We start from the raw sequence: 14024 nt of genomic DNA, 5'->3' as shown, positions 1-14024 counted from the left end.
ACGCCGAACTAGGGAGAGACCGGCGAATTGGGGAAATGGCGTGTCTTCCGGAATCAATGAGATGCAATCCATTTGATCAAGATCGCCGATACGCCTGGTCTGGGCCATATCCCGCGCCGCAAAAGCCGTGCTCGTGGAATATTGCGTCCGCTTCGCCCTCGAAAGCTGCTTAATGTCGCTCACCATGATACTCCCCACAGCCGCCACCGTGTCGCCAATTTGTTGCTTGCCTGGTGAAAAGCCGAGGTGGATGGCGGTTTCGATCTGACCGACCCTCCCAATGTTGACCCGACGATCGCTGAAGGCATGGCGACGATTTTTTGTTCATCGCTCGCTGGCGGCCACAGTCCGAGTATCCCGGCTAAAGAGAGCTCCCGCTTAATAAGCCTCATTTACCAAGGCGAAAACCGCCTTCGCAAAACCAGTCGCTGTTATGCAGCGCGTCATAGAGTGCCGTTTGCCATGAATTTGGCATATCGTCGCTTCTTGATTCCCATTGGTGCCGCAGCTCACGCTTGACCGCGGCAGCACCGTTCGCGCTGGCTTCATGAACTCTGATGAGATTGCGTCTGATCCCACTCATTTCTCTCGCGGCTTGCTGAGTGTATAGGCGGCCAAGGCCTAACGCCTTGAACTGATCTGAAAGGCGATCGTTCAACGCGTCGGACCATTGCTGCTGACGCTCGGCCCGAAATAATACGGCACAAACTTGCTGCTCCACCACGCGAGCGCGCAGCCAGATCGCTGACGATAGGTCATCGTAATAAGGGTGCAAAACTGAATCGGACGCTGAGGTGGGAGCGGCTGTTAACTTCGCCTTGTTGCAATCCTTGCAGCTACCCACGAGATTATTCGGGGTTACCGCAAGCGCTGGAAACAGCGTCTTAGGCAGCACGTGATCCAAGGTAGAAACATCCCGATGATCGCAATAGGGACATCTTCCATCCCTCGGGAGGAGCTGGAGCGCCGAGTAGATCGAGCGGCCCGGCCCCGTTTTTCCAGCAAATCGGCTATCATAAAGAGCGACCATTTCATCTTTGCTGACCTGCCCATCAACGTTGTCCGCCTGTGCGATCAAGTGTAGCTCTTCCGCCGTTGCACGATCATTTAGCTCTGCGGAGCCGTCCACGACCGTCTGTCGTATTCCAGCGAAGCGGGCTTTGAGCGCCTTGTTCTTAACTTTAGAAATGCAGGTGTCGAACGTGTCGCCGGGGTCGAAATTGGGTTTCTCTACCGACCACATCAATTCACATCCTCAGCGCCCGCTTGATCTCGCTCTGCGATCAAGCTTGCAATCAACGCACGGCCCTCTGTTCCAATCTTATCGTCAAATTTGCCGAGCACATCGTCGAAGTCATCGTTGGGACCGATTGCTTCTTGGAGCAGGCGCTGGAACCCCGACCGCGTCACTTCCAGGCCAAATACCTCGTGGGTAAGCACACCTACATGCTCGGCAAATGTCTCTTGCAATGGACGCTCAGCGACCGCAGCTCCACCGTGGCGCCGCAGCTTCCAGACACATTCTTTTGGTACCTCTTGAAGAACAACAGGCGAATGGGTCGCTATTATCGCGACGCCATTTCGGTTCACGAGCAAATCCGAGATCGCTCTGATCAAGGCTGATAAGAGTGGTGGATGGAGGTGCGCTTCGGGCTCATCCATCAAAACTAACGTGCGTTCCTCAACCTTCTCGACGAGCTTTGTTATCGTAAGCAGCACAATCTTGTGGCCAGAACTCAACCGGCGAAATCGCCGTCCAGCTTCCCGGCCGAAATCATCGTCGTTCTGGTCAAGAAGGTTAGCGATCTCCGCCTCCTCAAAGATCGGATCACTCTCCAAAGTACGTAACGCGGTCCGCCAGCGGACCCGACGTTGACCGACTGCGCAGACTTTGGCGCTTGCAATGAATTCCTTCGCTAACTCCCGCGGCTGCTGGGTGATGGTGACCCATTCGCCATTCGCATCTTTGACCCGCTTGCGGAGCCCGACATTTGTATATTGCACACCCTTAAGGCTATTCCGGCTTTCATCGATCATTGCGAAGTCATCGAACGCGCTGAAGGTCACTGAGAGCACACCGGCAAAAGGACTCTCGAAATCAAGTCCGATCACATCATCCGGATCTGAAAACTCTCCGTCAGTTGCGACATCTCCGTTTGGTCGGACGAGCGCACGGGACATGGCGTTGAGGTAGAATGATTTTCCTACACCGTTTCTGCCGACGATCACCTGGACGTTCGTTGGCGGCTTTGACAGAGGGCTGACTTCGAAATCCAGCTCGACGGGTGCGAAACTGGGGTCGAGTTGGGCAGGGGATCGATAGTGAAACCGGTATTTCGTTAGGCTAACTCCCCCGGACAGGATACGCCGAAATTGTTGGGAAACTGTCCGTCGTGCCACCGAGCGCATCAATGATCGCCCTGTGACCCTTTCAGCCGAAGCGCGCGCAAAAAGATCTTCGTCCCGGACGACATCATTGAGCGCCGCCAAGATGCCATCCGAGACCTTTTCTCCCAACGCCAGGATCGTCTCGTAGTAAGATACGTCCTGACCGAGCGAAAAGAACTCAGGCCCAAGCTGCGTGAAAGTATCAGGCAAGGCAGGACGTACTTGATCGCTTGCCATGTTGAATTGGCCTATCTTAATGCCTCCGATCGGATGCTCGGTGCCTTCAGCGTCGAAATAGGTCAATGAGTAAAGGGTCTTGAACTCCCACCAGTCGTTCCAGTTGTCGGTCCAAAGATAGGCGATATCGTTCCCTTCATCGGGGACGGACTGCGAGGTGGCCAAAACCTTGAATTCCAAACGTATCCCTCCGGAGGCATCGCGAATGTCCGCGGCCAAGAGTTTGTTATGATTACCACATCATCGTAAACTGGAAACTATAGCCAAGAAAATTGCGTCGACCATTCAGAGCCCGAAATGAGGGCCGATCGCGGATAAGGAAAATCGCATTATCCCATTGTATTTTCTTCGCAAAATAGATGTTTGTACCGCTGACAATTAATCCACCTAGGGGTAATGATCCGGGAGCTGGCAACGCTATTCATGGCGCGGCCGTCTCCTACGCCGAACGCCTCGCCTTCGTCTCCTGTCCTCTGAGCAGGGCCATCAGCATCGGGCCGAGCGAAAACTCGCCTTTCTCACTTCGCTTCGTCAAGTCTCGCAGATATCCGCCCGGCGACGTGATGTGCCCAGCTCGTTCAAGGACACAAGCCATGGCCACCGCCGCGTTCTCAGGTCCCATGATGTCACACGCGTCCTGATAAGCTGACGGACTTACCCCAAGCATGGTGCGGACGACCACAGCCGCGGCCATCAGCTCACGCCAATGCGAGATCGTCCCCCCAATCGCATAGTCAGAAATCTGCGGACAAGCCCGAAGAACCATACCCAACGGGAAAGCCTTTGTCGGCTCGGCAGGCCCTCTCGGCTTTTGCACCGCCCCCTCCCCCTGCTCTTTTTCGGAGCTAGGTTCAAATTCAATTAGGGATTCGGTTTTTGAATTCTGTATGTGCTGCCGGTTTTCGCTATCATTGGCGCCGGATTTTTGAGGAATGAGCTGAAGCTCCAGCATGTTAACCGCTTCTTTACTCAGCAGCGTCAGTTCGTCGAGGCAAGCCTCCAGAGATGCGGCTGTCTTTGCGGTCTTGAGGCGCGCAATGGCAGACACCAAGGCGTCTTCGACCGACTGCCAATTCCCCGCCGCACCTTCTTCCATTGCTGCTGAGATGAGTTTGCGGATGTCACGACGCGTGATCGTGATGCGCTCTTTGATGATGCGTAGCCGCCGGCTCTCCTCGGCAACCTGGTGAGCCATCACCGCAAGTTCTTCCGCGCGGGCAAGAAGCGGCGCAAGGCTGAACCCGTATGCAGTTTCTATTCCACCATCGTTGCCTTTGCGAGCGTAACGCTTGCCGTTCGGACTGTCGTTGCGCTGGATAAGTCCAGCCTCGACGAGAAGGGCCAAGTTTTCACGCAGGGTGGTGCCTGCAATACCATTGGCACGGATAGCCAGCTGCGCATTTGAAGGGAAGACAATGAGATTGCTTTCCTCGCGCAGCTCCTGTTCGGGGTAAAACGTCAGCAAGGCGTTTAAGACAGCAAGCGCACGATCTCGGAGACCGAGCAGCGCTCTCGCCTCGCAAGCGCTCCGATAAACCTTCCACTTGTCGACGGATTTTCCCGCCTTGATCTTCGCCGTTGCCAGTTGACCTTTCACCAAGGCAAGCGTCATCGGCCGCCGCCCGAACGGCGTCGTCACATTTCCTGTCTGCATTTTCCTCTCACCTTTCGAAAGGCAAAGGAAATCCGCTCACCAAACTGGCGCCAAAGACTCTTGACTGCGATTCATGGAAATGCGATTCTCAGGCTGCTTAGACATGAGGAAGGCTTCCACGACGGCGACGTTTGGGGGCCTTTTTCTTTTGCCGCTACTTTTCCTCTGCTCTGGTTGATGTCAGGAACTCTTGATGCAAGCGGTCTAGGTTATCGGCAATGAACCGCCCAAACCTGCCGGCGTCGTTCGCTTTGAGGGCGATAGAATAGCTCTTCCCGCTTCCTTTGAATTCCGCACGCACGCTTGAGTCCTCAGCTTGCCATTCGCTAGCCTTGGTGGGACGTTTTGCGGGTTTCGTGGCATTTTTGATCTCGGCCAAAAGTCTCTCGAACCGGGCATCGGATTCCAGCGACGAAAATGCCTCATCACCAATGAACGTTCGTGCAAGTTCGAGCGTCGACGGCTTCTCGATCAATTGAGCGAATTCGGTCCAGCGATTGCGGCCGACAGACTTTGCTGCACCAATCGCATTTGCGATGTCCGCTGGAACGCGACTCGCTACCGACAGCATTCGCGTCAACATCGGCGCATCAACGGAAAGCGCTACCTGAATTACGGGTTTTTCGTGTGAAAGTTCCAGTAGCCTCTGCGCAAACATTGCGCGCTCGATAAAGGAGAGGTTTTCACGGGCTGAGTTTTCCTGCCCCTGAGCAATGATATGATCCGCGTCGGACAACTGTTTTACGACAGCGCGGACTGGGCGACCGAGTTCCTTTGCGGCGCGCGCTCGGCGATGTCCAAAGACGATCTGATAGCGGCCATCGGCAGTCGGGTGAGGGCGCACCATTATCGGTGTGTCCTGCCCGCGCTCCCGGATACCCTCGACAAGCTCGCCATAGGCAAGGTCGTCTGCTCCAATTCGATCGGAGACGAAGGAAGAATCCAAGAGTTCAGGATTGAGATCGATGATCGTCTCGCCGGTAATCTGCTGTTCGGCCTGCGCGACTTTCTCGCGCAGTTCGCTCAACGAGCTAATCATCGATCGTGACGCCCCATGCGTCGCGTAGCCAGGCGTTGCGCGCCGTTCGGTGCCAGAATTTGCCGGCGACGTTATGTTTGCGAAAACATCTTTACGTGCCATTGGATGACGCCTCAGTTTTGATCAAACCGCTGTTTTCACTTTGGAAAATCATAATTTGTACCGCTGACAATCTACTAAGCATGGCGTCTCCCCCATGCCTTCTGCAGGAGTTCGATGACTTCGTTGTTCACGGCATCCATCGATTCCCGCGCACGGTCGTATGTAGACGCTGTAAACTGCGCGCGCTCGACCTCATACAGGCTCTGCTTCGTCAAGCCTGCGTCCGATACAGCAGTCGACTTGACCATATGGTTTTTCATCATCTGCTGCGCAAACATCGACTGCATAAAGCCGACCATCTGCTGTTGCGGGATATCGGTGGGCTCGTAGCGAGTCACAAGATAGCGGAACCAGTCGAGCGACACGTCGACGCCTACGCTCTCGACACTCTTGAGGATCTCGCCAAGCATCAACAGGAACTGGGACATCGACATGATGTCGAGCATCTGGGGATGCACAGTAATGAGGACCGATGTTGCTGCCGTCAGTGCTGTCAGCGTTAGATAGCCGAGCTGGGGAGGGCAGTCGACCACGACGACGTCATATTGGTCATCGACCTCGGCCAAAGCATCACCGATGCGGGTGTAGAAAAGTTTGCCTGCTGTCGAATCCTTGCGCTGCATAGCAATCGGAGTGTCATACTCGTATTCTTGCAGTTCGAGGTTGGCTGGCACCACATCCAGATTTGGAAAGTTCGTGGGCTGGATGACGTCTTTGATCGACTTGCGCTGATCGTCGTAACGCAGTGCCTCGTAGAAAGACTTTTTCTCGTCCAGCTCTGGCTGGATGCCATAGAGCGCTGTCAGGGAGGCTTGGGGGTCGAGATCAACGGCAAGCACGCGATAGCCCTTTAGCGCCAGGAACTGTGCAAGGTGAGCGGACGTCGTGGTCTTGCCCGAGCCGCCCTTGAAGTTAACGACCGCGATGACCTGTAGTTTTTCATGAGCCTGGCGATGTGGAACACGATCAAGAAGTTGGCGGAGCTCGTTGACCTGGGCGGCAGTATAGTAGCGGCGGCCAGTCGAAGTGGTAGTCGGCTCCACGCCTTTCCCCTGGAGGTGGAGCTTCTTCAAATAACTCTGCGAGACGCCGACAAAATCGGCGACTTCCGCCAGCGAAAATTGGCGAAGAGTCTTTTGCGCGTTCGGCGGGAATTTCTCCTGCCTCAGCATGTCGAGCTTCGAGGATATATCCCCGCCCTGTGCGAGGATGGTATCCGCGAAACTCGTCACTTTCTCCAGAGCGGCCATTTTCACGTTCATTAAGCTATTCGCCTTTAGTCACGATAATTTTCAGGATTTGATCCAATTATCGTGACAATTGCCCGATTCCCGAACCGTGGCAAGGAAAATAAGGTTAACAATGGGTTAACAAGTTCGCCCCGACAGGCCCACCTCTGCCGAATCCGCGAAGTGTTACTTAGAGTTAGCCAGAAATGACCCAAGAGGTAAACACGGGGGAAACTGCAGATCTGCAGAAAATACGGCCGGGTTTTGCACACCCAAGCTGGCTCGATCTACCCGCTCAGCGACCCGACTCACCAGAATCACCCTCTGCAGATCTGCAGATAGCCAACCGTGGATTGAGGTGATCTTCATCCCGCCTGACGAAGTTCAAGCGGAGATAAGAATGCAGGTTCTTGCAATCTCGCCCGACCGATATGTCGAGCATCAAAATCTTCTCAAGCAGATGCATCAGCGGCGCGCCAACGTCTTTGCCGGGCGGCTCGAATGGGACGTCACCATCACGGATGGTGGCGAGAGGGATCAGTACGACGATCTGAACCCGACCTACATCCTCGCCACCTTCGGCGGAAATAACGTCGTCGGCTGCGCGCGCCTCCTTCCCGCGGCCGGCCCAACCATGCTGGAACGGACCTTCCCGCAGCTGCTCGCCGATGGTTCGCTCCATGCGACCAGTGCGATGATCGAGAGCTCCCGCTTCTGCGTCGATACGACCTTGCCCGCCGGCAGGGGAGGGAACCAGCTCCACCATGCAACACTGACCCTGTTCGCCGGAATCATCGAATGGTCGATGGCGAACGGCTACGACAAGATCGTTACCGCCACCGACCTGCGCTTTGAGCGCATCCTGAACCGGGCGGGATGGCCGATGACGCGACTGGGTGAACCCGTGGCAATTGGCAACACCAACGCAATTGCCGGCACACTCCCAGCGGACGAGAAGAGCTTCGAACGGGTTCGCCCACCGCACTATCGGTCCGCTGTGACTTGTGCTGATGCCTATTCCGAGAGGAGCGCAGCGTGAACCAGCTCGTTCCCATCCAAGGCTTGTCCGCAAACTGCAGGACGCGCTTGGCGACAAGCTGTGCGTCGCGCTCGACGATGCCTCAGTCGTCGAGATCATGCTCAATCCGGACGGCCGGTTGTTCATCGAACGTCTCGGTCATGGCTTGGCTCCGGCCGGCGCCATGAGTTCTGCCGCCGCGGAAGTCGTTATCGGCAGTGTCGCCCATGCCCTGCAGTCGGAAGCGGACGACGAACGCCCGATCATTTCCGGCGAACTGCCGATCGGTGGCCATCGCTTCGAAGGGCTGCTTCCGCCCGTCGTCTCCAGCCCTGCCTTCACGATCCGTCGTCGCGCCTCGCGTCTTATCCCACTCAACGACTACGTAACCTCGAAGGTGATGACAGAAGCCCAGGCGTCAGCCATCCGCAGTGCAATCGACGCCCGCATGAACATCGTCATTTCCGGGGGCACTGGCTCCGGCAAGACGACGCTCGCCAACGCAATTATCGCCGAAATCGTCTCGGCGGCGCCAGACGATCGCATGGTGATCCTTGAGGATACCGCCGAGATCCAGTGTGCGGCGGAAAACGCAGTTTCCTTGCATACCAGCGATACGGTCGACATGGCACGATTGCTTAAGAGCACCATGAGACTGCGGCCCGACCGCATCATCGTCGGTGAGGTCCGCGACGGCGCAGCACTCACCCTCCTGAAAGCCTGGAATATCGGTCATCCCGGCGGCGTCACCACGATCCACTCCAACACCGCAATGTCGGCGCTGCGCCGGCTGGAACAACTGACCGCCGAGGCCAGCCAGCAACCAATGCAGGAGGTGATCGGCGAGGCGGTCGATCTCGTCGTCTCCATCGAGCGGACGGGCAAGGGGAGGCGGGTCCGAGAGGTGATCCACATCGAGGGATACCGCAACAATCACTACCAGACCGAACACTATGCCCAGATCGACGAGGATAGCCATGTCGCGTAAGACTTATCCCATTGTCGCAGCGCTTATGTTTGCTGCGGTCTCCTTCAGCCTTTCGGAACCTGCATTGGCGTCCTCGGGTGGAGGCGGCCTTCCGTGGGAATCACCTCTGCAGCAGATCCAGCAGTCGATTACCGGTCCTGTGGCAGGATTCATAGCGCTTGCCGCGGTCGCGATCGCCGGAGCCATGCTGATCTTCGGCGGCGAACTCAACGATTTTGCTCGTCGCCTTTGCTATGTCGCCCTGGTCGGCGGCGTTCTTCTCGGCGCCACCCAGATCGTCGCTCTCTTCGGTGCAACCGGGGCGTCGATCGGCGGGCACCACGCCGAGGCCGGGGCTGCTCCCATCGTCTCTGCGCCTGTGACGACGCCGCCAGCAGCAGGGGAGGGGGCTCGTGGCTGAAGCCGGTTCCAACCTTATCCGATCGCGGGTGCATCGGGCACTGTCGCGCCCCAACCTGTTGATGGGCGCCGATCGCGAGCTGGTCCTGGTGACGGCGCTCGCCGCCGTCATCCTGATCTTCGTGGTTCTGACCTGGTATGCGGCGCTGTTCGGCGTTGCGGTCTGGCTGCTCGCGGTCGCAGCCCTCCGCATGATGGCCAAGGCCGACCCGCTGATGCGGAGGGTCTACATCAGACATATCTCCTACAAGACCTTCTACCGCGCGACGTCGTCGCCGTGGCGCCGGTATTGAGGGGTACGACATGGTTGCCCTCAAATCCTTCCGCCATTCCGGACCGTCCTTTGCCGATCTCGTTCCCTATGCCGGGTTGGTCGATAACGGCGTCATTCTTCTGAAGGACGGATCGCTGATGGCCGGCTGGTATTTTGCCGGGCCTGACAGCGAAAGCTCGACCGACGTTGAGCGAAACGAGGTGTCGCGACAGATCAATGCCATCCTGTCGCGCCTCGGGTCAGGTTGGATGATCCAGGTTGAGGCTGTCAGAGTGCCGACCGGCGATTATCCAATCGAGGAAGCCAGCCATTTCCTCGATCCCGTCACCCGAGCCATCGATGCGGAGCGACGGGGGCACTTCCAGAAGGAGAGGGGACATTACGAAAGCCGTCACGCCCTCATCCTGACCTGGCGCCCACCGGAGCCGAGGAGGTCCGGGCTGACGCGGTATGTCTATTCCGATGCTGGCAGCCGATCCGCCACGTATGCCGACAGGGCGCTTGAAACCTTCCTCACCTCCATCCGTGAGGTCGAACAGTATCTCGGCAATGTCGTGGCGATCCAGCGGATGATGACACACGAAACGCCGGAGCGTGGCGGCTATCGTGTCGCCCGCTACGACGAGCTCTTCCAGTTCATCCGTTTCTGCATCACCGGGGAGAACCATCCGGTGCGTCTGCCAGAGATCCCCATGTATCTCGACTGGCTGGTGACGGCCGAACTGCAGCACGGTTTGACGCCACTCGTTGAGAACCGGTTTCTCGGCGTGGTGGCAATCGATGGCCTACCGGCGGAAAGCTGGCCCGGAATCCTCAACAGCCTTGACCTAATGCCGCTGACCTATCGCTGGTCGTCCCGGTTCGTATTCCTCGACGCCGAGGACGCCCGCGCGAGGCTCGAGCGCACGCGCAAGAAATGGCAACAAAAGGTGCGGCCATTCTTCGATCAGCTCTTCCAAACCCAATCCCGATCGCTCGACCAGGATGCCATGCTGATGGTGGCGGAAACCGAGGACGCAATCGCTGAGGCCTCATCGCAACTGGTGGCCTATGGCTACTATACGCCCGTGATCGTTCTCTTCGACGAGGACCAACGGAGCCTGCAGGAGAAGTGTGAGGCAGTCCGGCGCTTGATCCAGGCCGAAGGTTTTGGTGCTCGCATCGAGACAATCAACGCGACCGACGCGTTTCTCGGCAGCTTGCCGGGTGTCTCCTACGCCAATATCCGCGAGCCGCTGATCAACACGCGCAATCTCGCCGACCTCATCCCGCTCAATTCGGTCTGGTCGGGAAGCGCGATAGCTCCTTGCCCGTATTATCCGCCAGCCTCGCCTCCGCTGATGCAGGTCGCAAGCGGATCGACACCCTTCCGTCTGAACCTGCATGTCGACGATGTCGGCCACACGCTGATTTTCGGGCCCACGGGGTCGGGTAAATCAACGCTGCTCTCATTGCTCGCGGCTCAGTTCCGCCGCTACGCCGAGGCGCAGATCTTCGCCTTCGACAAAGGGGGCTCGATGCTGCCGCTGACACTCGGTATCGACGGCGATCATTATCTGATCGGCGGCGATGCACCGGAGGAGGGGGAGGGAAGAGCACTGTCCTTCTGCCCTCTGGCCGATCTCTCGTCAGATGCCGACCGCGCCTGGGCATCAGGGTGGATCGAGATGCTGGTCGCCCTGCAGGGCGTGACAATCACACCGGACTACCGCAACGCTATCTCCCGACAGGTCGGACTGATGGCCGAGTCGCGCGGTCGCTCGCTCTCCGACTTCGTCTCCGGCGTCCAGATGCGCGAAATCAAGGACGCCCTGCATCACTACACCGTCGACGGCCCGATGGGACAGCTTCTCGATGCCGAAGAAGACGGTCTGGCGCTCGGTGCCTTCCAGTGCTTCGAGATCGAGGAACTGATGAACATGGGCGAGCGCAATCTTGTGCCTGTTCTGACCTATCTCTTCCGACGCATCGAAAAACGCCTCAGCGGTGCGCCCAGCCTCATCATCCTCGACGAGGCCTGGCTGATGCTCGGCCACCCGGTGTTCCGGGACAAGATCCGGGAATGGCTGAAGGTGCTGCGCAAGGCCAACTGTGCCGTGGTGCTCGCCACGCAGTCAATCTCTGATGCCGAGCGGTCCGGGATTATCGACGTGCTGAAGGAATCCTGCCCGACCAAGATCTTCCTGCCGAACGGTGCTGCACGGGAGCCGGGCACGCGCGAATTCTACGAGCGCATCGGCTTCAACGAGCGGCAGATCGAGATCGTCGCGACCGCGATCCCCAAGCGAGACTATTACGTCGTGTCGCCAGAGGGCCGCCGCCTGTTCGACATGGCGCTCGGCCCCGTCGCGCTCGCCTTTGTCGGAGCGTCCGGAAAGGAAGACCTGAAGCGCATCCGCGCCCTTCATCTCGAACATGGGGCCAGCTGGCCTCTCCATTGGCTCCAGCAAAGGGGGATCGCCCATGCCGACACGCTCTTCCCAACCCAATAGGACATTGCACACCGCGCTTGGTGCGGTCCTCATGCTCTCGTCCGCTCTCCCGCTTCCGGCGCAAGCCGGCGGTGTCACAGGACAGGCGACCGAATGGACCCAGCTTGCCAACAATGCCGAATTGATCTCGCTCGTCGGCAAGTCGGCTGAGCAGGTGAACAACCAGATCACCCAGATCTCGCAACTGGCTGAACAGATCCAGAACCAGCTCAACATCTACAGGAACATGCTGCAGAACACCGCGCAGCTTCCAAACCACATATGGGGCCAGGTCGAACGGGATCTGAAGAACCTCCAGAACGTCGTCAACCAGGGACAGGGCGTCGCTTTCTCCATGAGCAATGTCGACGATGTGCTCAAGCAGCGCTTCCAGAGCTTCGCCGACATGAAGAGCAACCTGCCTGACGGCGCGAGCTTCTCCACGACCTATCAGAACTGGTCCGACACCAATCGCGACACGATTGCCGGCACGTTGAAGGCCGCCAATCTGACGGCCGAACAGTTCTCCAGTGAGGAAAGCACCATGTCGCAGCTCAGGACCGTGTCGGAATCGGCCGATGGCCAGATGAAGGCGCTGCAGGTCGGCCATGAGATCGCAGCGCAGCAGGTCGCCCAGATGCAGAAACTGCGTGGTCTGGTCTCCCAGCAGATGACAATGATGGGGACCTGGTACCAGTCCGAGCAGGCGCAGAAGGATCTGGCGCAAGCACGGCGTGAACAGTTCTTCAGCGGAACCGAGCGTGACATCAGGGGCGGCCAGACCATGGAGCCGCGCTGGTGAGCCCGCGTCTGTTCCTCTTTATTGCCCTCGTCGCGATCGGTTCCGCGGCCGGTGCGAGCGCCATCACCTGGATCATCGTCCAGCCGCAGGCCACGCCAATCTCCGGATCGGGCACAGCCGCAATCAACTCGTCCTCCGATGAAGAACAGCGCCGACATCGCGAACAGTTCTTCGGCGGAAATTCCGACCGTGACATCCGCGGCCGTCAGGAGATGAAACCGCGATGGTAGCTGCTCCTTCTTCCCGCACACTCGAACGGGCGTTTATCGCGACTGCAGTCGTCCTGCTGGCGACCACGCCCGCGCTGGCACAGCAGGGCCAGGTTCTCACCACACTCGAAAATTCTGTCGTCACCGCCGCCAAGGGCTGGGAGACGACCGTGATGAACGCGGCGCGGTCACTCTTCTGGATCCTGGCTGGTATCGAGGTCGGTATCGCTGCAGTCTGGCTAGGGATCAATGCCGCTTCGCTCGACAGCTGGTTCGCTGAGCTCGTCAAGCGGATCATGTTTATCGGCCTGTTCGCCTTCATTCTCGATCAGGGCCCGGCATTCGCAAAAGCCGTCGTCGACAGCCTCTACCAGATCGGCGCCGGTGGCGGCTCGGCTTCGCCTGCCAATATCTTCGACGCCGGCATTCGTGTCGCGACCAAGATGTCGGAACAGGCGAAGTTCGGCCTCTGGGAGGATAATGCACTGGCGATCGCCGCCGTCTTCGCCATGGTCGTCGTTGTGGTGTCTTTCTCGCTGGTGGCAGCGATTTTCGTCTCCGTCATGGTCGAGATGTATGTTGGCCTGCTAGCAGGCATGATCATGCTTGGGCTTGGCGGCTCCTCCCATACCAAGAACTTCGCGATCAAGTATCTGGTGTATGCCTTCTCCGTCGGCATGAAGCTGATGGCACTTGTCATGATCGCCAAGATCGGCTCGGATATCCTGCTCGGTCTGGCAGAGGCGCCAACGGCGACCTCGGAGCAGTTCATCACGACGCTTGCAATTGCCGGCATCTCGGTCGTTGTCTTTGTCATCGCCATGTATGTACCTCCCATCCTGCAGGGCGTGGTCCAGGGTGCATCGGTCGGCGGCGGCATGGAGGCCATTCGCCATGGCGGGCAGGCGGGATCCGCAGCGCTCGGCGCCGGGTTTCTTACGATCGGCGCGGCAAACAGAGGGTTTGGAGCCGCCAGTGCCGCGAGGGCAGGAGGCTCATCTCTGGCCAGTGCGGCGTTGCGCGGCATGCAGGCGGGGGTTGGCGGAGCGGCAGGTGCGGTCGGTTCAGCTGCCAAAGAGAAGGCGATCGGATCGCCTGGCGCCTATGCCGGATCGATGCTCGGTCTTGCCAACGCCAAACTCGATCAACCCTCCGGCCGGCCCGGCACACCGCCTCCGCCACCGCCGATCAATGACAGCAAGTGACGGGAGGCT

General features: G+C 58.4%; 13 protein-coding genes. 8 read left to right on the top strand and 5 right to left on the bottom strand.

The features are described 5' to 3' along the window. Nucleotides 1–388 precede the first annotated feature (388 nt). The 5 genes from ACUTJJ_RS06125 to repA all read right to left on the bottom strand — a co-directional run bounded on the left by ACUTJJ_RS06125 (nt 389) and on the right by repA (nt 6682). The gene (locus ACUTJJ_RS06125; protein WP_445541638.1) at nt 389–1243 is read right to left on the bottom strand and encodes an HNH endonuclease; all 855 of its coding nucleotides are present in this window, start codon (nt 1241–1243) and stop codon (nt 389–391) included. Then, the gene (locus tag ACUTJJ_RS06120; protein WP_445541637.1) at nt 1243–2805 is read right to left on the bottom strand and encodes an ATP-dependent nuclease; all 1563 of its coding nucleotides are present in this window, start codon (nt 2803–2805) and stop codon (nt 1243–1245) included. The genes ACUTJJ_RS06125 and ACUTJJ_RS06120 overlap by 1 nt, the downstream gene beginning before the upstream one ends. 259 nt (nt 2806–3064) lie before the next feature. Then, entirely contained in the window at nt 3065–4279 is a 1215-nt protein-coding gene (gene repC / locus ACUTJJ_RS06115) for a plasmid replication protein RepC (protein WP_445541636.1), read from the bottom strand. A 154-nt stretch (nt 4280–4433) separates the two neighbouring features. Beyond that, nucleotides 4434–5420, bottom strand: a complete 987-nt coding sequence (repB, locus tag ACUTJJ_RS06110; RefSeq protein WP_445541635.1) for a plasmid partitioning protein RepB — start codon at nt 5418–5420, stop codon at nt 4434–4436. Between the two features lie 74 nt (nt 5421–5494). Beyond that, complete coding sequence (repA, locus tag ACUTJJ_RS06105) at nt 5495–6682, bottom strand: plasmid partitioning protein RepA (protein ID WP_445541634.1); 1188 nt, start codon at nt 6680–6682, stop codon at nt 5495–5497. A gap of 367 nt (nt 6683–7049) precedes the next feature. Between repA and ACUTJJ_RS06100 the strand changes: the two genes are divergently transcribed. From ACUTJJ_RS06100 to trbL, 8 genes are read left to right on the top strand one after another with little or no spacing between them, the layout of a single operon-like run. Further along, nucleotides 7050–7688: an acyl-homoserine-lactone synthase gene (locus ACUTJJ_RS06100; protein ID WP_445541633.1), complete on the top strand. Its 639-nt coding sequence runs from the start codon at nt 7050–7052 to the stop codon at nt 7686–7688. Continuing rightward, entirely contained in the window at nt 7660–8655 is a 996-nt protein-coding gene (gene trbB, locus ACUTJJ_RS06095; RefSeq protein WP_445541632.1) for a P-type conjugative transfer ATPase TrbB, read from the top strand. Before ACUTJJ_RS06100 ends, trbB begins: the two co-directional genes overlap by 29 nt. Next, complete coding sequence (gene trbC / locus ACUTJJ_RS06090; protein ID WP_111841035.1) at nt 8645–9055, top strand: conjugal transfer pilin TrbC; 411 nt, start codon at nt 8645–8647, stop codon at nt 9053–9055. The genes trbB and trbC overlap by 11 nt, the downstream gene beginning before the upstream one ends. Continuing rightward, a complete protein-coding gene (locus tag ACUTJJ_RS06085; protein ID WP_113081752.1) occupies nt 9048–9347 on the top strand; it encodes a conjugal transfer protein TrbD in 300 nt (99 codons plus the stop codon). Before trbC ends, ACUTJJ_RS06085 begins: the two co-directional genes overlap by 8 nt. A gap of 10 nt (nt 9348–9357) precedes the next feature. After that, nucleotides 9358–11820, top strand: coding sequence for a conjugal transfer protein TrbE (locus ACUTJJ_RS06080; RefSeq protein WP_445541631.1), 2463 nt, complete (start codon nt 9358–9360; stop codon nt 11818–11820). Beyond that, on the top strand, nt 11792–12601 hold the full coding sequence (gene trbJ / locus ACUTJJ_RS06075) for a P-type conjugative transfer protein TrbJ (RefSeq protein ID WP_144578878.1): 810 nt from the start codon (nt 11792–11794) through the stop codon (nt 12599–12601). The genes ACUTJJ_RS06080 and trbJ overlap by 29 nt, the downstream gene beginning before the upstream one ends. Beyond that, entirely contained in the window at nt 12598–12831 is a 234-nt protein-coding gene (gene trbK / locus ACUTJJ_RS06070) for an entry exclusion protein TrbK (RefSeq protein WP_445541630.1), read from the top strand. Before trbJ ends, trbK begins: the two co-directional genes overlap by 4 nt. Next, nucleotides 12825–14015 carry a P-type conjugative transfer protein TrbL gene (gene trbL / locus ACUTJJ_RS06065; protein WP_445541629.1) on the top strand — a complete coding sequence of 397 codons (1191 nt, stop codon included), beginning with the start codon at nt 12825–12827 and terminating at the stop codon, nt 14013–14015. The genes trbK and trbL overlap by 7 nt, the downstream gene beginning before the upstream one ends. Nucleotides 14016–14024: the final 9 nt, after the last annotated feature.

The organism is Agrobacterium sp. DKPNP3 (genome assembly GCF_052686535.1).
Note: the sequence above shows the minus strand (reverse complement) of the source record. Positions and strands in the feature narration are given on the sequence as shown.